The following is a 20,837-nucleotide window of genomic DNA, read 5'->3' on the forward strand; positions in this document are numbered from 1 at the left end:
TAACCGGGGGGCTCGCCCGTTCTACTTCCGATTTCAACGGAGCGAGAGGGGCCGCGATGCTCAACATTGCCAATTGGGAGGTGCTGGCCGGGAGAGAGGAGCCCATCACGACACGTCTGTGGGTACGATTGCCAGAGGGACGCCTGCGTGCAGACATTTTTGTGCCGGCTAACCCCCAGGCTTCGGTGCCTCCGCTTTTAGCCTTACACGGGATCTCGCGCGCCGCGAATGCCCTCTCCACAGCATTTGCTCCGCTGACCGCCGCCGCGGGGAGGGTGTTGATCGTTCCGCGTTTTCCGCCAGGCGACTGGCCAGTATTTCAGCGGATCGGCGGCGCGCGGCCAGATAAGCCTGTGCTGGCGCTTCTCGCCCGATTGCAAGCGATGGGGCTGGCGGATACGAGGAAAGTTGACCTCTTCGGCTTTTCAGGTGGCGCGCAACTCGCGCACCGGTTTGCGATGCTCTATCCGCAGCATGTGGCGGCGCTCCATGTGGCTGCTGCGGGCTGGTATTGCTTGCCGGACGATAGCGTGCCGTTCCCCATGGGACTGCGAACCGAAGCCAACATGGTTCCCCCGGGCAAACCGGATATCGCGGGTTTGATGCGGGCGCAGCTTTCAGCCTTCCTGAAACTCCCGCTTCGAATCTACGTAGGCGAAGATGATCGCCTGCGAGACCCCGCCCTCCGGCGGGACCGACGCATAGATGCATTGCAAGGCCGAGATCGCGTGGCTCGTGCCCATGCATTTGCCACTGCCTTTAAGAGCGCTGCGCACGCGCGCGGGATCGTTCCGACCCTGAGCTTTACGGTCCTACCCGGCTGCGGCCACGATTTCCCCCAATGCGCCCAGGTCGCTGGCCTCGCTGCCCAGGTCTGCGGATTGTCAATAACCAAAGGAGACGAGTATGAATGAGCATCTCTTCGCCCGTGCTAAATGGGCCTTCTCCACCCGGCGTGCGACCCGTGCCTTTGCGTCCGATCTTGACCAGCGGTGGGACGAGGTGGTTCCCGGACAGCTCATCCTTGGGCAGGTGATTTCCATCGGACAGCACGGCCGGATGCAGCTCGCGTCAGGGCGGCCCTCGACCCTCTACCCCGGCGATCTCATCGTCATGCCCTGCGGTGCGCGCTATGCCCCGGACCAGTTCGAGGGGGTTGCCGAGATCGATCCCAAGGGCTGTGACATGCTGGCGGGCGGTGGATGCTTGGGGCGAATGATGTACCGCAATGATCGAATTAAGCCACCGACGCGAGTGCAGCCGCTTGGGCGCATAACTGCTGCCGATGGGCAGGTGCTGGATACGATGAACTTTGCCCTGCCTCGCGCGACGGCCACGCCCGCGCTGCCGGTAATCATCGTCTTGGGTACCGCAATGAATTCCGGCAAGACGACGGCGACAGTCGCGCTTTCGCACGGTCTGACACTGGCGGGATGGCGCGTGGCGACCTTGAAGGGTACGGGGACGGGATCATTTGGCGACTTTAACCACTATCTGGATGCCGGCTCAGCCTTCGTGGCCGATTTCACCGATGCAGGAATGGTGACGACCTACCGCGAGCCGTTGGCGCGCGTAGCGCAGGGAATCAGGGACCTGCTGGCCGCCGCCGAAGATGCGGGCTGCGATTTAGCAGTAATGGAGATTGCCGATGGCATTTTCCAGCGGGAGACGGCGGCATTGATTGCTGATCCAGGATTCCGGACATGGGCATCAGGTGTCATCTTTGCCTGTGGGGACGCCGTGGCGGCGGCCGGCGGTGTGGCCGAGCTGGCCCGCCAGGGGGTACATCCATTGGCGCTGACCGGCCTTCTGTCTTGCTCACCGATGGCTTCTGCCGAGGCGCTTGCCGCCACGGGCGTTCCTGTCATCAATCGATCACAGCTTTTGGATCCGGCGGAAGCGAACCGTTTTGCCGTACAGGTCGGGGCGCAACGGGTTGCGAGTGCGGCATGAACGCGCCGCCACTCTTCTCCGGGCGACGGCGGATGTTGTTCGCAGGCCTGATCGGAGCTGCGCTCGCCCAGGCGGTCGCATTGGCCGCCACCGCCTTCGCGACAAGGGCGGCCTTCTCCTGGCTCGAAGCGACAGGGAAGATTCCACCCTCCGTGCTCTGTGCGCTTGCGGGCGCCGGGTTGGCAATGACCGTATTACGCCCCTTGTTCAGAACGCTGGCTGAAGATTTCGGTCAGGACTATGCCCGTGACGTGCGCCTGGCTCTGTTCGACCATACCAGTCGAACCGCCGCCTCGGAACTGACGAAGCGACGGACTGGCCACATGGCGATGCGGTTTATCGGCGACCTAGCTGCGTTAAAGAATTGGCCGGGTCTTGGTTTGCCACGGCTCGTGCAAGCGGCCGCACTATTGCCTGCCGCCATCGGCGTGTTGTTCTGGTTGGCGGCCCCTTTCGGGTGGACCGGCTTGGTGATGACCGCCGCAGCATTTGTGGCAATTTTGATTGGAGCCAACACTCTAACGGCATCGCACAGGCTGTTGCGGGCACGTCGGGCGCGGTTGGCGGCCGACATGACGGAAAGGCTGCCGCTCGCCCCGCAATTGGCTGCGCTAGGGCGCCGCGCACGCGAGTTACGCCTCATCAGGAAGCGTAGTGCCGCCTTGCGCCACGTGGCCCTCGAACGAGTCGCTTTAGCCGAATTGCTGCACGGCCTGCCGGAGGCGCTAGCCGGGATCGCCGCCGCTGTGATCCTAATCCATGGGTCGCATGCTGGGATGGCCTCGGGAACCATTGCAGCGGCGTTGGCAGCTCTTGGTCTCTCGCTGTATCCCCTGCGCCAGGCAATGGGAGTGGTAAACCACCTCGCCGCCTTCCGCGCCGCACATGCTAAACTGGCAGCGGCTCTGGCTCGCCCTCTCCGTGCCGATTCCTTCCGCAACCTTCGACTGGGAAGAGGCCCTCTGTCGCTTGCCCTCACGCTTCCTGGCATACCCCCATTGACGTTGGGGCCGGGCGGAGACGGGTATCTCCCTGAAACAGCATCTTCAATCGTGCCCATCTTAAGCGGCCACGACGCTGCGCCCGTGGATGGAATTGCGCTCGGAGGCGAGCCGATTGGACGGCTGACATTGGGAAGTCTGCGGCGCAGCGTCTGCGTCATTGGTCCAAAGCCAGCGGTTTTGCGTGGAAGCATACGGCGTGCACTGACGCTTGGCGTGTTGGACCGTCCTTCTGATGAGGCTATTCGCAACAGGCTGGCCGTACAGAACCTTGGACCTATCCTTGAGTGTCTTGGCGGTCTGGACCGTCGAATCGCCGAGGGGGCCGCGGACCTATCGGATGCCGAACGTATCCGCCTTGCCGCCCTGCGCGCAGCGCTGGGGCGTCCGGGCTTGCTTTTGATTGTCGCGAACCTGCCTGACCCATCCATTGACGTTTGGGTCCGAACCCATCCCGCGACACGGCTCTGGTTGGTGCCTTGCCGGCATCCGTGTGGCTTTTAGTTTGTCGTTTCAAACCGCAAAACGTCATACGCCCGTTAGGTTTAGCCGATAAATGCGAGACGATTTCCGCCAACGATTTCAGTGAACACCCATCTTTGCCAAAACCATTTTATGATCGAACATTAACCTTGGCGCGCGCGGAGGACCTAGGGCGAAATCGCCCGGCGCCGTCGCGCAAGCGTCCGCGAGGACACGGCAGCCGCAAATTCGGTAGATGTGACCTGCCGGGAGTTTTTTGGCGCGGTTCGCTGCAACTAAGGCACTCGAACGCGGCAGGTCCGCTATCAACTTTTCGGCTTGCGCGACTCGTCGATCAGCCCTGAATGAGTGAGTTATGACGTTCGCGTACGCTGCAGAATTTCCGCACCAGCCGCATGTCCGAGCTGAGATTGTTCAGGGTATTCTCGACAGCGCGCATGGAGGTGGCGGCGGCAGCTTGTTTCTCGACCGACGAAATTGGGAGTTCGTGATTGTCGAGTTGGCGCAGTCGGACGAGGTTGTCTTCATCCGTGGCGCCTCGCGTTCCATTGATACATTATGCAACTGCCGAGGCACGGATCGTGAACGCATCGGCCTGATTGACTATCGCAAAGTCCGTGGCCGAGCCGAGCGATCAAGTAAACGGAAGCATTTTCAGGTTCGCCATAGGGTTTGACCTTCCATGCAGAGGACGGTGGCAGACGGGGTCTCGAAATTCGCGCCGTGACTCCGAACCAGCGGTCAACGCCATGTTGGGCTGGACCCAATTCGCTCTCTCAAATGTGTTTCGAAGCCAGGAAGATGCAGGAGGCCTCGGTCCGAACTGTACGCCCTAGCAATAGTGCGGCAACGCCAATGGTTCTAAACTGCCCCAGTAAATCGCAACCGAACTGATCAGTCGACGAGGCGATCACGTTTTCGCAGGTCTGGGAACATGATTGCCCATAGAGCAGAGACAAAGAGCGTGGCGGCACCCCCAACGACGATTGCCGGCACGAGACCGAACAGCGCCGCCGTGACACCGGATTCGAATTCTCCGAGCTCATTCGAGGACCGCCGCCACCCGTCCGCGCATCACATCCGGAGTATCGCTCTGGACCAATGTTTGGCGGATCACCACGCTGAAGACGTCCGACGCGCCGAGCAGCCAGAGCATGGCGAGCGAGAGGTAGACGTTGGTGGACAATCCAAGGACGATCGTTTTCGCGACGAGAGTCTTCGACTCGCGGCCCCGATGCGAACTGCGACTCGAGACGTCTCCCACACATCAAAGCCAGTGTGGGCGCTTACGTCGCGTATGTGTCGACGGCGACGCCACCGCAACCTTCGCTTTGAAGAAGGCCGCCGAATGCCGCCCTATCGGCGCATATCGGCCGACTTGCTCGTTCACCTCGGACTTCCCGCCCTCCACCCAACCGTGACGCGGATGAAGGCGAATTCTCGACCCATTGCTGTCACTGGCATCCGGCGCCATGAATAACTCAAGTTGGCCCGGAAGCGGGACCCCGACGCTCTCGCCAGGTCCATAATGTGTCAGCCGAACATCGGCCTCGGGCTGTTCGGCCGTGGCAGGCCATGTTTGGCAAGCTCAAGCGTCAGAATGCGCGTTTCGAGCAGATTGAAAATTCTCAACACGACCTCGATGGCATCGAACGGCTTCGTCAAAAAATCCTTGGCACCGAGCGAGAGTGCGCGGCGACGGGCAGGAAGCGTAACATCTGCCGTCAGCACCAGGATCGGCAAATAAGCCTGGGCGGGGACCAGCCGAGAAAAACTCTCCAGGAGCGCATAGCCGTCGAGGTCGGGCATCATCAGGTCGAGGAGGACGAGGTCGACCGGATGCTCCTGGAAAAGCCGTAGGCCCTCGCGCGGGTCGGTGGCCATCAGGAGGTCAGTAAAGCCTTCCCGTTTGAGGAGCCGCTCAAGCAGCGTGACGTTGGCGGGCTCGTCGTCCACGATCAGGATCACGGATCGGCGCATGAGATCGGAGGTTTCTGACATCATTCCTCACAGTTTCACAATTCATAGAAGATGCTCGTTATACCATGGACATGAACGGCTACGGCGCGCCCGGCGTTGGCCTCCGGCCGCTGCCCCTCAACTCAAGCCCACATGCTTCCCTTCAGTTCGGCCAACCGCCTTGGATTGATGACGTTTCCCCCAAGGCAGATCAAGATGGAAGGCCGAACCGCCCTCGCGCCGGTTCTCATGTGCAAGCGAGCCGCCCATTGCCTCTGCGAGCTGGCGTGAAAGCGCGAGACCTAACCCCGAGCCTTCCACCACGGAGCGTTCCGCACCCAGGCGGTCGAAGTCCAGAAAAAGCCCTAACGCTCGTTCGGCAGGGATACCCGGCCCGGAATCGAGTACGGTGATTCGAACCCGCGTTTCATCCAAGGTCCGGCAAGCGAGAACGACATGGCCGCTTTCGTGGTTGTACTTGACGGCATTGGAAAGCAGGTTGAGCAAGATCTGCAGTAGCCGCCGGCGATCGGCAAGGGCCACCAAATCTGCTCCAGACGGATTCGAGACGTCGATCCTGATTTGACGCGCTTGAGCAAGAGGCCTTGCCAGCGTCGCCGCTTCGGTCAGGATTTCCGGTACCGAATGCGGTTCGATGGTGAGGTCCATCCGGCCCGCTTCGATCCGCGCCAGATCGAGCACGTCGCCGATCAGGGTCACTAGATGCCTCCCGGCCCGTAGGATTTGCTCGATATTGTCGCGTGCCACATCGTCCTTTGCATCGAGCTCCAGCAGCTGTGCAAATCCGAGGATCGAATTGAGCGGTGTGCGCAGTTCATGGCTCATGCGCGACAGGAACTCGCTCTTGGCCTGGCTCGCTCGCAAGGCCGCCTCGCGTGCTGCAATGAGATTGCGTTCACTCTGCCTCAGCTCGTGCTCGCGCTTTTTGAGGAGAGTGCTCGCATTCTGAAGTGCCTGTTCCAAATGTCCGATTTCGTCCTTGGCGGGATCGAGCGCCCCGACCCTTTCACCATGTGCAAGGCGGTGCGCCATGCCTTCAAGCGCATGGACGCGTCGCACAATTCCCTTCGAGAACAGGGCGACCGCTGCCAGCGAACCGGTCAAGCCCAGCAGCGCCGCGGCAACAAGCAGGCCGCGCGAGAGGGTGCGCACCTGATCCGCATCGTTTGTGCGCAACGCAAGAAGTTCGGCCTCGCGCCTGACCATCGCGTCGATCTCCGCACGGAGGACGTCGAGATCCTTCTTGCTCTCCGTTAGGAGACGCGTCAGCTCCGGCCGAGCCAGGGCGTCTGCGGACGCGACCGCCCGCAATCGCTCAAGGCTTGCGAGCTTCTGGTCGATCATGATGCGAACCTTTGACAGCCGCTGCTTCTGTTCGGGGTCGGCAAGTTGCTGCCCCATCCTGGCAATGACGGTTGATAGCGCGGCTTTCGCACGCTCATAGGGCGCGAGCCATGTCTTATTTCCCGTAAGGAGGTAGCCTCGTACGCCGGTCGCCGCCTCCGCTATGTGGGCATGGATCTCCTGAATGTCCGATTGGATTGCGAGCGTCAGACGCACCTGATTGTCCGCAATCGTACTTTGCCGATCCGCCAGAAACACGAGCGCGAGGGCCGACATGATCAGCATGAGCGGCCCGGCGACGACGATCACGCCCTTGATCTTGAGCGGCAGGTCTTCGAAGCGCCGAAGAATGGAACGGTGGCTCCGGATCATTGTGAGCTCACCGGAAGAAGCCCACTGCGGACTGCAAGTACGGCCGCCTGGGTTCGGTCGGCTACGCCAAGCTTGGCTATGATCCGCTCGATGTGGATCTTGACCGTCCCTGGCGCGATAGCAAGGCGGCGCGCAATTTCCTTGTTCGTGAGGCCCTCCGCAATCTTTATCAGCACTTCGCGTTCGCGGACGGTGAGCCGATCGATGCCGGTTTTTTCAGGGATGCTGCGAAAAGATGCCCGGCGAAGCAGGCGTGCCACGAGATCGGCATTGAAGAAGGCCTCGCCGTGCAGCACCCGCCGCATCGTCGCCAATATGTCTTCACGGCTGGCGTCCTTGAGCACGTAACCGGAGGCGCCCGCCTCGATGGCCGATTCGAGATAGTCGAGGCTGTCGTGCATCGATACGATCAGAATACGGGTTGTCGGTGAGCTGGCCCGAATTTCGCGGGTCGCCGCAAGCCCGTCCAGCTCCGGCATGCGGATGTCCAGAATGGCAAGATCGGGCGCGTGAACCCGGCAGGCCGCGACCGCGGCCGCCCCATCGGACGCCTCCGAAACGATGCGAAAGTCCTTCTCGCGGCCAATCATCGCGGCAAGGCCGGCCCGAGCAAGATCGTGATCGTCGGCAATCAACACAGAGGCAGTCATGAGGAACCCGGCCGAGCACGCAACGGAACGCAGGCGCGGACAATTGTCCCGCGCGGTTTCGTGCGCCCTATGTGGAACTCTCCTCCGAGGAGTGCAAGCCTCTCCCGCATCCCGGCGATGCCCAAGCGTTCGCCAGCTACGCCGGGCCCGGTTGGAGCGATGCCCTTGCCGTCATCGCATACGTGGAGATGAGCAATGTCCTCCTCTTCGAAGAGGCGCACGGTCACGCGGCTCGCGCCGGCATGCTTCACGACATTCGCAAGAGCTTCCTGCGCGACACGGTAAAGCACGAGGCAGATCGCCGGCGGCCACCCTTCCGCGGCGGGAGCCAGATCAGCGGTAACGCTGAAGTCTTCGAGATCATCGAAGCGCGCCCGCAGCGCGGCGGGAAGGCCGAGGCCATCGAGCTCGGGTGGTCGGAGACCGGCGATGGCGGCACGGATCTCCGCTACCGACCGGCGTGCCATCGCCACCAGTCCCTGCAGCTCCTGCCTGAGCACATCCGTCTCCGCGAGGTCCGCAATCACGGTCTCCAGCCGATGGCCAAGGGCGGCTACCGTCTGGGCTGAGCCGTCATGCAGGTCGTGGGCAACTCGTCGTCTTTCCTGTTCCTGGACTTCGATGAGGCGGCGCACCAGAGCAGCCAGTTCCGTACGCTGCGCGGCGACTTCATCAAGCAGGCGTTCCCTTTCCGTCGCCTGGCGCTCGACGCCGATCGTCGTTGCAATACGGCGGATGGTCACGTCCAACGCTTCGCGATCTTCTGCGGCGAGCATCTGCCGACCAGGAAGCAGGCGGAGCGCCAGGCGCGCCATCACGCCTCCGTCCGCGACCGGGATAAGAACGTCCCAGGCGTCGTCTCCGTGACTCAATCCAAGAACCGCTTCCAATGGAGCCTGCACATGTGACGCCTTGACGCTCAAAGCGACGTTTTGCGCGCCGGCAAAGGCGGCAATACGTGAAAGCACGCTCTGGGCCGCCACTGTGAAAGGCGAACCATCGAGGAGGCCGTGCACGTCCACGATGAAGCGTAGCCGTGCTGCCTGGCTCTCTGCATCGCGGTAGAGCCGGCGGAGTTCATGGACGGTCGAGGATTCGGCGGAGTCTCGCATATGTCCTTGGAGCTGGCTCATCGCCGTTTGATCAAAGCAATCGTCGTATGCCGCCTGGCATACAAGGCCTATGCCGCCCGGCAAATGTGATCGACGCACCCGGCCCTCCAAATAGCATCTGTACGGTCGCTCAGTCGACCCCAAGCAGAACCGGAGATTAATCATGCGTCTTATCGTCGCCACTGCCGTAGTCCTGTCCACCCTCTCGTTCCAGCAAGCTGCCGCGGCCACGGCCGAATGCGCGCCGATCACCGAAAACGGCGTCGCCGAGCTCTTCGATCGCTGGAATGCTTCGCTCGCCACCTTGGATTCCGAGAAGGTGGCGGCCAACTATGCCGCGAACGCGATCCTGCTGCCGACCCTTTCGAACACGCCTCGCCTGACACAGGAGCAACGGGTCGACTACTTCAATCATTTCCTCGAGAAGCGGCCGGTAGGCTCGATCGATAGCCGTGTGATCAGGATCGGCTGCAACATGGCTGCCGACAGCGGCACCTACACCTTCGCACTCGCCGATGGCACGAAAGTTCCGGCTCGGTACACCTACACTTACGAGTTCATCGACGGGAAATGGCTAATCACCGGGCACCATTCATCCATGATGCCCGAAAAATAAGGAAGCGACGTCGGCGTACTGGTGCCACCAGTACGCCGACCGACCTATGCATCAGGAAGATACTACACGCAGTGCCGGAACGATAGCCGGAAGCCAGGGTACCGCCATGCACAAGGTCGCGAGCTTAACCCGGCGCCTCGACGCCGCTGAACGTCTGCTCTTTGTATCTTGCCGACCGGTCAGGCGTGGGAAGCGCGTCGTCTCACGTCAGAATGCAGATTCTGGCGAACCGGGTGCAAAGGGAGGCCGGCTGCGCAGGCGCGATCAACAAAACTGCGACGTTGTCCAAACCGGAAATATCGACCCAATGCGGTCATTCCGGATATCGCCCGATGCACGCTACCGCTCGGCCGCTGGCGCGGGTATTATCGGCGTCCTGGATTTCACCACGGTGGCTAAAATTGGATTTACAGACCTTCAGAGATTCGATTGCGGAGCCACAGCCGCCCGCCGGCTTAAGCTCTGCCCTGCAGGCGCTGTGGTGGGATGCGAAGGGCAATTGGAAAAAGGCGCACGAGCGCGCGCAGGAGCACGACGATACGGCGGACATGCGTGTGCATGCCTACCTCCATCGCAAGGAAGGCGATCAATCGAACGCAGAATATTGGTATCGCCGCTGCGGCGCCGCACCGTCAATCTTAACGCTTGATGAGGAATGGGAAGAGTTGGCGCAGGGACTTTTGGAGCAAGGCTGAGCTCTGCTCGACGCAGGGTCTGGTTCCGGTGGGAGAGCGGAAGTTCCCGTCTGTCCCCCGACGTGGTGAATGCGAAGTTTCGACCCGTTGCAGTCATTGGTGTCCGGGACGATGATTGGCGCGAATTTATCGCAAAGCGGACCTTCTGAAGACGCGCATCCTCGATGCGTTGACGCGCGCCTTAAGCCACCGCCTGGGCCCCGGTAATCTCGACGAGCGAGCCGCACATGAAGGCGGCCTCGTCAGAGGCCAGAAAGGTGACAAGGGCGGCCACCTCCTCCGGTTTGCCGATCCGACCGAGCGGAACGAGCTTGTCGAGATCGGCGATGGTGCGGCCCGATCGCTTTACGCCTGCCTCGAGCATCGGTGTGTGGATTTCGCCGGGGCAGACGGCGTTCACGCGGATCTTGTGCGGGGCGTAGTCGCGGGCGAGATTCTGCGTGAAGGCAGCGACCGCAGCCTTGGTCGTGTTGTAGGCGATGTGGTTCGGCGCCGGATGAAGGCCCCATTGAGAGGCGGTGTTGACGATCGCGCCGCCACCAGTCTCGGTCATGTGCGGGATGGCCGCGCGGCAAAGGTGAAACATCGAATCGAGATTGACCGCGAAGCTCGTGTGCCAGTCGTCGTCGGTCAGCGACAGGAGATTGCCGCGCCGATTGATGCCCGCGTTGTTGACCAGAATGTCGATGCGCTGTCTTTGGTCGAAGGCCTCGGCAATCAGACTGAAGCAGGGCTCCTTGTGGGAAATGTCGGCGGCGATGGCGACAGCGGAGCCGCCGCCCGCGGCGATCTCGGCCGCGACGGCGCCCGCCGCTTCGGCGTTCACGTCGGAGACGACGACCAACGCGCCCTCTTCCGCGAGCCGGCGCGAAATGGCGGAACCGATGCCGCCACCTGCGCCCGTGACGATCGCCACCTTGCCTTCGAATCTCTTCATGACCTGTTCCTTCTCTTATCGGATGTAGCTGCCGCCGTTGACGTCGAGCGTCGCGCCGTTCAGCGAACGTTGCGAAGGCCTGAGCGCGAAGGCGACGAGCTCGGCGACCTCAGAAACTTCAGCCATCTCGTCGATCGGTATGTCGGCGACGGCGGCTTGCTTGCCAAACTTCGCGACGAAGTCCTCGGCCATTTCCGTCTTTACCCAGCCCGGTGCGACGGCGAGCGCCACGACGCCATCCGCGCCGAAGCTGCGCGCGATCGATTTCGTGAGGTTCACGAGTGCCGCCTTCGTTGCGCCATACGGCATCGCATCGGCCGCGTAGCCGCGCTGGGCCGCCCGGCTCGCCATGTTCACGATGCGTCCGCCGCCGTGCACCTTGAAGTGCTTCAGCGCCTCCTTGCAGAGATCGGCGGCAGCGAAGAAATTCACCTGGAATTCCTTCTGCCAGGCATCTCGCCAGGCGCTCGGGTCCGCTTCGACCGAAATCTCGGTGCGGATGCCGGCATTGTTGACGAGCGCATGGATGCGGCCGGCCGCCCCTTCAGCCCGGCGCCAGAGTTCAAAGGCGCCTTCGGCAGCGGAAAGATCAGCTTGAACCAGGAACCCCGCGCCGGAAATGCGGGAAAGTAGCGCCTCGGCACCCGCTCTGTCGCGGCCGTAGTGGATGATCGGGCGGGCACCCTCCTCCGCCAGGCGCTCCACGATGGCAGCGCCAATCCCCCCGGAGCCGCCTGTGACAAGAATGGTCTGGTCAGACAGTGACTTCCACGTCATCGCTCGGCTCCTTCAGTCAAGCATATCGACCTGCGGTCCCCAGGTGTCAGAGAGCGCAAAGCCGGTTTTGAACGGGTCATCCGTGGATACACGGAGCTGTTCGCGACCGTAGATCCAAGCTCGGCCGATGATCCGCGGCAGCACGGCGGGGCGCCCACCGATTTCGGCGGCACCGATCGCCTCCGCGATGAACTCGCCACCGATGATCGAGCGCGACGTTCGCCGATCTCCGACGGCGACAGCGCCGCGTGCATAGAGCGTCGCCAGGTTTGCCGAGCTTCCTGTCCCACAGGGCGAGCGATCGACCCGGCCGGGCTTCAGCGTCGTGCAGGTGCGGACCGCACCGTCAGGCTCTCGGCCGCGGAACATCACGTAAGCAATCTCGTCGACGCCGCTGAGTTCCGGGTGCTTCACCGTCACCTGCTCGGTCAGAAGCGACTTCAGCTCGATCCCCGCCTCGGCGAGATAGCGCGCATTCGCGGGATCGATCTTGCTGCCGATCTGATCGACATCAACGATTGCATAGTAGACACCGCCGAAAGCGACATCGACCTTGATGCGGTCCCATCGGGGCGTCTCAATCTCCCGATCCAACGCCTCGGCGAAACTCGGGACGTTGTCGAGGCTGACCGACAGGCAGCGCCCTTCGCGACAGGCGGCGCGCGCGACGATCAACCCGGCAGGCGTGTCGAGCCGGACGATCGTTTCTGGCTCCTGCATCGCCATCTTTCCGCTCTCAAGCAGAGCGGTCACGACGCAGATGCAGTTGCTGCCGGACATCGGATGGGCACGATCCGCCTGCAGTACGATGAAGCCGGCATCCGCATCGGGTCTAGACGGAGCGACGAGCAGGTTGACCGACATGGCGACGCTGGCGCGCGGTTCGAAGGTCACGAAGCGACGGAGGCTGTCGTCGATATTGTTGATGTGGTTCATCTTGTCGAGCAGGGTTGCGCCGGGAATTTCCGGCGCGCCCCCGACGATCACCTTGCCGATTTCGCCTTGGCAATGGACGAGGAGCAGGTCGAGTGCAGGGTCCCAGCCCATCATGCCCGCACCGCCGGCTTGATGTACCAGCCCCAAGGGTCTTCGCTCACATATTTGGTGATCTGCTTCGTCTCGAGATAATTCTCGAGGCCCCAGCGCCCGAGCTCACGGCCGATGCCGGACTCCTTGTAGCCACCCCAAGGCGCTTCGGTGAAGGTCGGCTGCGAGCAGTTGATCCAGACGATGCCGGCACGGAAACCGGCGGCTACCCGCTCGGCACGCACATCATCCTTTGACATAACCGCCGCCGCGAGGCCGAAGCGGGAATCGTTGGCAAGCTCGATCGCTTCCTCTTCGGTCGCGAACGGCCGAATGCAAAGAACAGGTCCGAAGATTTCCTCGCGCCAGGCATCGCTTTCCAGCGGCACATCTGTCAGCACTGTCGGCTCGAGATAGTAACCCTTGTCAAAACTCTCCGGGCGCTTGCCGCCGCAGGCGATTGTCGCACCGGCAGCTTTCGCCGCCTCGATCGCCGCTAACACCTGCTCGTGCTGGCGCTGGGAGACGAGCGGCCCAAGCAGCACGCCCTCCTCAAGGCCATTGCCGATCTTGATCTTCTTCGTCTCTTCGAGAAGCCTCGCCAGCAGGCGATCGTAGATGCCTTCCTGTACGAGGACCCGCGAGGTCGCGGAGCAGACCTGACCCTGATTCCAGAAGATGCCGAACATGATCCATTCGACGGCCTCGTCTATGTCCGCATCGTCGAAAACGGCGAAGGGCGACTTGCCGCCGAGCTCGAGGCTGACGCGTTTGATGTCGCGAGCCGCCGCCGCCATGATCTTCGAGCCGACCGAGCCGGAACCGGTGAACGCGAGCTTGTCGACGCCCTTATGGTCGATGATCGCCTGTCCGGCGACCGAGCCGGAACCGGTCACGATGTTGAGGACGCCGGGGGGCAGGCCCGCCTCGTCGGCGATCGCCGCGAGTTCGAGCGCTGTCAGCGATGTGACTTCGGCCGGCTTCAGCACGACCGTGCAGCCAGCGGCGAGCGCGGGCGCGACCTTCCAGGCGGCCATCAGCAGCGGGTAGTTCCAGGGGATGATCGCGCCGGCAACGCCGATCGGCTCCTTGACCGCCTTGGAGGTGAAACGGGGGTCGGGTAGCGCGATCGGCTCTTCCGGATTGTCGTCGATCTGTTCGGCAAGCCCCGCGTAGAATTCGAAGCAGCCGGCGGCGTCGGCGATATCCCATTCCGCTTCCGGAAACGGCTTGCCGTTGTCGAGCACTTCGAGCCTGGCGATTTCCGCCTGGCGCGCCCGGATGCCCTCGGCGATCGCGCGCAGATATTTTGCTCTTTGCGCACCCGACAGTTTCGGCCACCCATCCTTGTCGAAGGCGCGGCGCGCTGCCTTGACGGCAACGTCGACGTCTTCCGCCGTTGCCGCGGCGATCTTGTGGATCACTTCTTCCGTCGCCGGATTGATGACTTCGAACTTCCCGCCATTTGCGGCCGCCATCCATTTTCCATCGATGTAGAGTTCGCTGCGCATATTTCGCTCCATTGATTTCCGGCGCCGATCGGCCGCCTTTAGAACCGGTCGACGCGGTATGGTTTGAGATCGATCGGCGGCTGGACGCCTGTGACAAGATCGGCAATGAGTCGCGCGGTCGTTGCCGCATAGGTTAGGCCCAGATGTCCGTGGCCGGTCGCATAGAAGACGCCGCGGTGTCTTGCTGAAGGGCCGATGATCGGCACCGTGTCGGGAAGCGCCGGCCGATGGCCCATCCAGTCCGTGGCCTTCTCCGCCCGCAGATCCGGCAGGGCCTCCTGCGCCCGCTTGATGAGGACTTTCGCCCGACGATAGTCCGGAGCGGCGTCAAGTCCGGCCATTTCCACCGTGCCGCCGACGCGGATGCCGCCGGCCGTCGGGGTCACCATGAAGGCGCGCGCCGGCCAGATGATCGAGTGGCGCATGGAAATCCCTGGCGCCATGATCTGGGTGTGGTAGCCGCGCTCGGTTTCGAGCGGGATCGGCTCGCCGAGCAGCCGCGACAGCTTGCCCGTATAGGCGCCGGCGCAAAGCACGATTTCCGAGGAGTCGATCGAACGGCCATCCTTGAGACGCATGGCTTCGACGCGATCGCTATGATCGAAGCCGACCACGTCGCCCTGTTCGATCCTGCCGCCCAGCGACAGGAATTTCTCGCTGAGTTTCACGACAAACCGATACGGGTCGCGGATCGAGCGGTTATCCGGAAAGAGGACCGCCTTTGCGATTTTCGACGTCAAGGCAGGCTCAAGATCACGGATTGCAGTGCCGCCGAGAATCTCGTGGCGGAAGCCGAAGCGCTCGAGCACCGCGATATGCTGCCGATCCGCCCTGAACTCGGCTTCGTCCCCATAGAGACTAAGGCAACCTTCCTCCGTTAGCATGTCCGCGAGATCCGCCGCTTTGAGCAGAGGCAGAAGATCTTCGTAGACCCGGCCGCACAGCACTGCACCTGCTGCCTCTAGTTCCTTCACGCGCGATGGCCGGCTCGCTTCGAGAAACCGGAGAAACCAAGGCGCGAGCTTCGGCATATAGGAGGGCCGGATGCGCACCGGCCCCTCCGGATCGATCAGCCATTTCGGCATCTGCGCCCAGACCGAAGGTCGCGAGGCGGGCATGAACTCGGTAACCGCGATCGATGCCATGTTGCCGTAGGAGGCGCCCTTGCCGGGGCCCTCCCGGTCAATCAGCACGACGCTCCGGCCACGACGCTGCAGTTCGAAGGCGATGGTGACGCCGATGATGCCGGCGCCGACGACTGCGATAGGAGACACGACCTGTCCTCAACAAGCGGGCTTGGAATATTAGGAGGGCATTTCTCGCCCTCCTGCGGCGCTTACCAGTTCAGGATCGGCTGCATCGCCGCGCGGAACTCGGCCTTTTCATCGTCGGTCAGCGGTCCGAGCGGCGCGCGGCACTCACCCACGGGCAGGCCCTGCAGTTCGCAGCCATACTTGATCTTCTGCACGAACTTGCCGCTTTCGAGGATATTCATCGCCCGGTAGAGCGTTTTCATCTGCGTACGAGCCTTGTCCAAATCGCCGGATTTGAACGTCCGGTCGAGATCGCAGCACGCCTTGGCCATGCAGTTCGACGGCCCGCAGATCCAGCTCTCTGCGCCCCAGAACATGAAATCGAGCGCGATGTCGTCCGAGCCGGAAACCAGTTGAATGCGGCCTTCGTAGCGGCTGGCGATGTCGATCGCGCGCTGCAATACCCCCGAACTTTCCTTGACCCCGATGACGCGCGGATTGTCGGCAAAATGGTCCATCAGCTCGAAACTGATGTCCGATCCATCCTTGGCCGGATAGCTGTAAAGCACCAGATTGACGTCGACCGCTGCGAGTACGGTTTCATAGTGCTTGATGAGTTCCGCTTGTGTTGGCCGGGTATAGAAGGGCGGCGCCAGCAGGACGGTGTCATAACCGATCTCTTTGGCGATCGCCGTCTGCTCGATCACCTCGCGCGTGGCCGGCGCATTGGTCCCGGCAATCAGGATCTCGCCCGGCTTGGCGAAATCCTTGACGAATTGCAGCACATCGCGGCGCTCTTCGGTGGACTGGCTGAAATACTCGCCGGTCGACCCGTTCGGCACCCAGCCGGTGACACCGGCCTCACGCAGATGCCCCAGCAGCTTTTCAAAAGCCTTGAAGTCGACCCTGTTGTTCGCGTCGAAGGGGGTGACGAGGGCGGGCATGACGCCAGAGAGTTTCATGGAATATCTCCTTTCGAAAGAATTCGGTTCAGATCGCGAGCTTGGCGAGCACGCGCCGCTCGGCGAGTGTGACGGCACGGGTCAGCGGGAAGGCGATGACGAAGTAGATGAGAGCCACCACCGTCAGCACCTCGATCGGGCGTGCCGTGTTGTTGGAAATGTTCTGGCCGACGAACATCAGATCGGCCATGCCGACGGCCGAAACGAGTGCGCTTTCCTTGAACAGGCTGACGCAGTTCGACAGCAGCGTCGGGACGGCGCGCAGCACCGCCTGAGGCAGGATGACGCTCGTCACCTGGACGCGGCGCGGCAGGCCGAGCGCGACGCAGGCGTCAAGCTGCTCGGTACCGATGGACTTCAGCGATGCGCGGAACGTCTCGCTGGTGATCGCGCCCATGTACAGCGTCAGTGCGATGACGCCGGAGGCGAGATTGGAGAGCTCGACGCCGAGGATCAGCGGCAGGCAGAAGAAGATCCAGAAAAGCTGGATGAGCACCGGCGTGCCGCGGAAGAATTCGACATAGACGCTGGAGACCGCCCGCAGGATAGTGCTTCGCGAGGTCCGGGCGAGGCCGACGAGGAAGCCGAGGCTGCAGCCGAGGACGACGCAGATCAGCGTCAGCTTGATCGTCGTCCATAGACCGAGCGCGAGCGCCTCCTGGAAACGAAGGGCGATGGAGAAGTCGAGAGCCATGGGTCTTCTCCTCAGCTCATCATCAGTTGGCGGCGGCGTTCGAGATAGCAGACGATCTGAGACACGGGGAACGAGACGGCGAAGTAGACGAGCGCAACGATGGTGAAGGTCTCGATCGGCCTGTAGGTCTCGGTCGCAAGCGTCTTCGCCTGGTACATGAGGTCCTGGACGGCGACGATGGCGACCAGAGCGGTCTGCTGGAAGATGCCGATGCCGTTCGTCAGCAGGACGGGTATCGAGGCACGAACCGCCGTCGGCAGCACGATGTAGAGTGTCCGCTGCAGCGGATTGAGACCGAGCGCGATGCCGGCATCGAGCTGCTCGCGCGGAACCGCCTGGATCGCGGCGCGATAGGCCTCGGCGTTGAAGGCCATCAGATTGAGGCCGAGTGCCAGGATGCCCATCGTCATCGAGCCGAGGAAGACATTGAACAGCATGGGCACGCAGTAGAAGAACCAGACGATCTGGACGATCGCCGGCGTGCAGCGGAAGAATTCGACGAAGAGCATCGCCGGCAGCCGGACCGGCGCAAAGCGGCTCATGATGAGCAGCGCCAGCGGAAAGCCGAGCACGACGCCGATCAGATTGGCGGCGACGGTCAGTTGCAGCGTGACCATCAGCCCTTCCCAGAGCGGCCCGAAGGAGATGGCTTGGAAATCAAAGGAATAGCCCATCTCGCCCTCCTAATGCCGGATGTGGAAGACGCGGTCGATGAACTCGCGGGTACGCTCTTCCTTGGGCGAACCGAGCACCTGTTCCGGCGGCCCATCCTCGACGACCACGCCGCCGGCGCAGAAGATGACGCGCGAGGCGATGTTCTTCGCAAACCACATGTCGTGGGTGACAATCATCATCGGCATGTCTTGGGCGGCGAGTTGCAGGATCACCTGCTCGACCTCGGCGACGAGTTCGGGATCGAGCGCCGAGGTCACCTCGTCGAACAACATCAGCTTCGGATCGAGCATCAGGGCGCGGGCGATTGCCACGCGCTGTTTCTGGCCGCCGGAGAGCTGCGCCGGATAAGCATTGGCCTTGGCGCCGAGGCCGAAGCGCTCGAGCAGCGCCTGGGCGCGCTTGGTCGCACTCGCCTTGGCTTCACCCCGGACCTTGCAGGGTGCGAGAATCAGGTTCTGGATGACGGAGAGATGCGGAAATAGCGTGTAGTGCTGGAACACCATGCCGATCGAGCGTCGCACTTCGGTGTCGATTTGGGTTTTCTTGTCGGCGCCGTCGGACGAGATATAGGGCTTGCCGCCGAAGCTGATCGAGCCTCTGTCGATCCTCTCCAGCCCCATCATCACACGCAGCAGGGTACTCTTGCCGCCGCCGCTCGGGCCGATGACCACGACCCTTTCGCCGGGCTTCATCTCGATGTCGAGCCCCTTGAGCACTTGGATGTTGGGCCCGTAGCTCTTGTGGAGAGACTGGATTTCGACAAGGGGAGCACTGAAGGACATGGTCATTGCCGACCTCACTGGTCAAAAGAAGGGATGAGAGTGGCCGGGCTGACGCGTGGCCGCGCCCGGCCAAGGCCTATTACTGAGTGCTCTTCAGCACCTCATCGACAGCCTTGCGGATCAGTTCGTCCACGCGACCGGTCGCAACCCTTTCCTCGAGGAAGATGTTCACCACTTCAACGTCGGCAGCCGAGAGCCGATGCGGCAGGCCGAAGGCGACGCCCTGCTTTGCGAGCGCCGGCGTCGGATTGAGCGCCACGGCCCACTCGGGGTTCGACTGGGTGAAAAGCTGATTGGTGTCGGAGGCATCGACGAGGATGTCGGCTCGTCTGGAGACCACCGCCAGACGCGTCTCGTCATTGCCCGGCAGGCGCAGGATCGTTGCATTCTTCACCGCAGCGGTGATCGCCTTGTCCTGGGCCGTCCCAGACATGACGGCGAGCGTCACGTCCTTCTTGTCGATGTCGGCGACCGACGTTGCGCCGTTCGGAACCTTCGGGTTCTCCTTATTGTAGGCAAGCGAGATCTGGTACTCCATTGCGGGGATGGAAAACTGCACGGCCATGGCGCGCGCCGGCGTCCTATTGAGCGCGAGCGAGACATCCCATTTCCCCGCCTGCAGACCGGCGACGATATTGTCCCAGGTCGTATCGACGAATTCCGGCTTGACCTTCAGGACGTCGGCGAACTCGCGGCAAAGATCGGCGAAGAAGCCGGAATATTCACCGCTCGCCGGATCGCGCATCACATAGGGCGGGGCAACGGCGGCGCCGCAGCGAAGCACGCCTGCCTTCTGCACGCCCTGCCAGTAGCCTTCGGCGGTTTGGGCGGAAGCGGCGGTGGTGGAAAGGCCGGTAATCAGGGCAAGCGCGGGCAGCGCCCGGAGTAGGGGCGAAAGCATCTTCGAAAGCATCGTCATTTCCTCTGTTTCACGGGCGCGTGAAGCGCGGTTCCTCTCGTCGGCTTGGAGCCGATCTTCGCTGTTTCAAGTGTCGTCTCAGTGTCGACACGAGAAATTAATGTCGTCTCAGTGTCGACATTGTCAAGTGGAAAATTTACGATTGTCTTGGCGGGTGCATTCTGGCGTTATGAGCTGGAAGATGGGAAAGGGACGTAAGTGTCTGACGAAACAGAAACCAAGCGGGCCAAGGGTACGGGCTGGAAAAGTGTCTATGAAACGCTCAGGAACGAGATCCTGGCACTGACGCTCGCCCCCGGTCAGCTCCTCGACGAGAACTCGCTCGCGGAGCGCTTCGATATGTCCCGCTCACCGGTGCGCGAGGCGCTGATCCGGCTCGCCGGCGAGGACCTCGTTGTAACACTCTCGAACCGCAGCACGATCGTCGCGCCGATCGAGGTCGCGACCTTTCCGAAATATGTCGAAGCGCTAGACATCGCGCAGCGGATGAATACCCGGCTTGCCGCGGAACTGCGCACGGAGACGGACCTGAAGGCGATCACCAAGCGTCAGAAGGAATTCGAAGCCGCCGTGAAGACCGGCAATCACCTGCAGATGTCGGAGGCGAACAAGCAGTTCCACATGGCGATCGCCCGCGCCGGCAAGAACCCTTATCTGGCCTCCTTCTACGAGCGGCTGCTGAACCAGGGCCAGCGCATGCTTCATCTTCACTTCGAGTATCTGGAGCGAACGCATGAAGGCTATCTCTTGACCGACGAGCACAATCAGATGCTTGAGGCGATCCGTGCGAAGAATGTCGACCTTGCCGACGAGTTGGCCCATGCCCATACGCGCCAGTTCCAGCAGAACTTCATGGATTTCATGCGCGAAAACTACACGACCGACGTCTCGCTCGGGCGGCGGAAGCCTGCCGAGTAGTCGCCTCGGCTCCCCTCATATGGCGTCATCCGCGAACCGGCATTCGAACTCGTCCGGCCTAGGCCGCCCCCAACCGGTAGAGGTGACACGGGTCGTCCTTCCGAGGATCAGCGACGCGGCCGACGTTGTCTTCCAAGTCACTGATGTTACGCCACGACAATCATGTCGTGGACAAGC

At 62.2% G+C, this 20,837-nt stretch carries 21 protein-coding genes and 1 pseudogene; 6 read left to right on the top strand and 16 right to left on the bottom strand.

Translation table 11 applies throughout. The features are described from left to right. The first annotated feature begins 56 nt into the window (after positions 1–56). The 3 genes from PZN02_RS22635 to PZN02_RS22645 are packed head-to-tail and all read left to right on the top strand — an operon-like array spanning position 57 to position 3,458. Positions 57–914: an alpha/beta hydrolase family protein gene (locus tag PZN02_RS22635; RefSeq protein WP_280662907.1), complete on the top strand. Its 858-nt coding sequence runs from the start codon at positions 57–59 to the stop codon at positions 912–914. Continuing rightward, positions 907–1,953: a hypothetical protein gene (locus tag PZN02_RS22640; RefSeq protein WP_280662908.1), complete on the top strand. Its 1,047-nt coding sequence runs from the start codon at positions 907–909 to the stop codon at positions 1,951–1,953. The genes PZN02_RS22635 and PZN02_RS22640 overlap by 8 nt, the downstream gene beginning before the upstream one ends. Next, positions 1,950–3,458 (top strand): ABC transporter transmembrane domain-containing protein, encoded by a 1,509-nt coding sequence (locus PZN02_RS22645; RefSeq protein ID WP_280662909.1) that lies wholly within the window; start codon positions 1,950–1,952, stop codon positions 3,456–3,458. Before PZN02_RS22640 ends, PZN02_RS22645 begins: the two co-directional genes overlap by 4 nt. A gap of 313 nt (positions 3,459–3,771) precedes the next feature. On the opposite strand, the pseudogene PZN02_RS22650 reads toward PZN02_RS22645, so the two are convergent. The 6 genes and pseudogenes from PZN02_RS22650 to PZN02_RS22675 form a co-directional block, all read right to left on the bottom strand. Continuing rightward, a pseudogene (locus PZN02_RS22650) lies at positions 3,772–3,951 on the bottom strand (hypothetical protein); the annotation flags it as partial. Between the two features lie 528 nt (positions 3,952–4,479). Then, entirely contained in the window at positions 4,480–4,623 is a 144-nt protein-coding gene (locus PZN02_RS32270) for a hypothetical protein (protein WP_425336342.1), read from the bottom strand. A 347-nt stretch (positions 4,624–4,970) separates the two neighbouring features. After that, entirely contained in the window at positions 4,971–5,438 is a 468-nt protein-coding gene (locus PZN02_RS22660; protein WP_425336358.1) for a response regulator, read from the bottom strand. Positions 5,439–5,534: 96 nt separating this feature from the next. Further along, positions 5,535–7,133, bottom strand: a complete 1,599-nt coding sequence (locus tag PZN02_RS22665) for a sensor histidine kinase (RefSeq protein WP_280662911.1) — start codon at positions 7,131–7,133, stop codon at positions 5,535–5,537. Continuing rightward, positions 7,130–7,783, bottom strand: a complete 654-nt coding sequence (locus tag PZN02_RS22670; protein ID WP_280662912.1) for a response regulator — start codon at positions 7,781–7,783, stop codon at positions 7,130–7,132. Before PZN02_RS22670 ends, PZN02_RS22665 begins: the two co-directional genes overlap by 4 nt. Beyond that, the gene (locus tag PZN02_RS22675) at positions 7,780–8,916 is read right to left on the bottom strand and encodes a sensor histidine kinase (protein WP_280662913.1); all 1,137 of its coding nucleotides are present in this window, start codon (positions 8,914–8,916) and stop codon (positions 7,780–7,782) included. Before PZN02_RS22675 ends, PZN02_RS22670 begins: the two co-directional genes overlap by 4 nt. Positions 8,917–9,058: 142 nt before the next feature. On the opposite strand from PZN02_RS22675, the gene PZN02_RS22680 reads away from it, so the two are divergent. Together PZN02_RS22680 and PZN02_RS22685 are read left to right on the top strand one after the other, a co-directional pair. Further along, positions 9,059–9,511 (top strand): SgcJ/EcaC family oxidoreductase, encoded by a 453-nt coding sequence (locus PZN02_RS22680; RefSeq protein ID WP_280662914.1) that lies wholly within the window; start codon positions 9,059–9,061, stop codon positions 9,509–9,511. 401 nt (positions 9,512–9,912) lie between these two features. Further along, positions 9,913–10,206 carry a hypothetical protein gene (locus tag PZN02_RS22685; protein ID WP_280663235.1) on the top strand — a complete coding sequence of 98 codons (294 nt, stop codon included), beginning with the start codon at positions 9,913–9,915 and terminating at the stop codon, positions 10,204–10,206. Positions 10,207–10,387: 181 nt separating this feature from the next. Here PZN02_RS22685 and PZN02_RS22690 read toward each other — a convergent pair whose 3' ends face one another. The 10 genes from PZN02_RS22690 to PZN02_RS22735 form a co-directional block, all read right to left on the bottom strand. Further along, positions 10,388–11,143 (bottom strand): SDR family NAD(P)-dependent oxidoreductase, encoded by a 756-nt coding sequence (locus PZN02_RS22690; protein ID WP_280662915.1) that lies wholly within the window; start codon positions 11,141–11,143, stop codon positions 10,388–10,390. Between the two features lie 15 nt (positions 11,144–11,158). Then, on the bottom strand, positions 11,159–11,920 hold the full coding sequence (locus PZN02_RS22695; RefSeq protein ID WP_280662916.1) for an SDR family NAD(P)-dependent oxidoreductase: 762 nt from the start codon (positions 11,918–11,920) through the stop codon (positions 11,159–11,161). A 12-nt stretch (positions 11,921–11,932) separates the two neighbouring features. After that, positions 11,933–12,967 carry a proline racemase family protein gene (locus tag PZN02_RS22700; RefSeq protein WP_280663236.1) on the bottom strand — a complete coding sequence of 345 codons (1,035 nt, stop codon included), beginning with the start codon at positions 12,965–12,967 and terminating at the stop codon, positions 11,933–11,935. Beyond that, positions 12,967–14,457 carry an aldehyde dehydrogenase family protein gene (locus PZN02_RS22705; RefSeq protein ID WP_280662917.1) on the bottom strand — a complete coding sequence of 497 codons (1,491 nt, stop codon included), beginning with the start codon at positions 14,455–14,457 and terminating at the stop codon, positions 12,967–12,969. Before PZN02_RS22705 ends, PZN02_RS22700 begins: the two co-directional genes overlap by 1 nt. Positions 14,458–14,495: 38 nt before the next feature. After that, positions 14,496–15,731, bottom strand: coding sequence for an NAD(P)/FAD-dependent oxidoreductase (locus PZN02_RS22710; protein WP_280662918.1), 1,236 nt, complete (start codon positions 15,729–15,731; stop codon positions 14,496–14,498). Between the two features lie 62 nt (positions 15,732–15,793). Beyond that, positions 15,794–16,672 carry a dihydrodipicolinate synthase family protein gene (locus tag PZN02_RS22715; protein ID WP_280662919.1) on the bottom strand — a complete coding sequence of 293 codons (879 nt, stop codon included), beginning with the start codon at positions 16,670–16,672 and terminating at the stop codon, positions 15,794–15,796. Between the two features lie 28 nt (positions 16,673–16,700). Next, positions 16,701–17,366, bottom strand: a complete 666-nt coding sequence (locus PZN02_RS22720; RefSeq protein ID WP_280662920.1) for an amino acid ABC transporter permease — start codon at positions 17,364–17,366, stop codon at positions 16,701–16,703. A gap of 11 nt (positions 17,367–17,377) precedes the next feature. After that, complete coding sequence (locus PZN02_RS22725; protein ID WP_280662921.1) at positions 17,378–18,040, bottom strand: amino acid ABC transporter permease; 663 nt, start codon at positions 18,038–18,040, stop codon at positions 17,378–17,380. 9 nt (positions 18,041–18,049) lie between these two features. Continuing rightward, positions 18,050–18,829, bottom strand: a complete 780-nt coding sequence (locus PZN02_RS22730; RefSeq protein WP_280662922.1) for an amino acid ABC transporter ATP-binding protein — start codon at positions 18,827–18,829, stop codon at positions 18,050–18,052. 73 nt (positions 18,830–18,902) lie between these two features. Beyond that, positions 18,903–19,736, bottom strand: a complete 834-nt coding sequence (locus PZN02_RS22735; protein WP_280662923.1) for a substrate-binding periplasmic protein — start codon at positions 19,734–19,736, stop codon at positions 18,903–18,905. Positions 19,737–19,940: 204 nt separating this feature from the next. Here PZN02_RS22735 and PZN02_RS22740 point away from each other — a divergent pair, with 204 nt between their 5' ends. Beyond that, positions 19,941–20,660 (top strand): GntR family transcriptional regulator, encoded by a 720-nt coding sequence (locus tag PZN02_RS22740; RefSeq protein ID WP_280662924.1) that lies wholly within the window; start codon positions 19,941–19,943, stop codon positions 20,658–20,660. Positions 20,661–20,837: the final 177 nt, after the last annotated feature.

The organism is Sinorhizobium garamanticum, assembly GCF_029892065.1.
GTDB classification, from domain to species: domain Bacteria; phylum Pseudomonadota; class Alphaproteobacteria; order Rhizobiales; family Rhizobiaceae; genus Sinorhizobium; species Sinorhizobium garamanticum.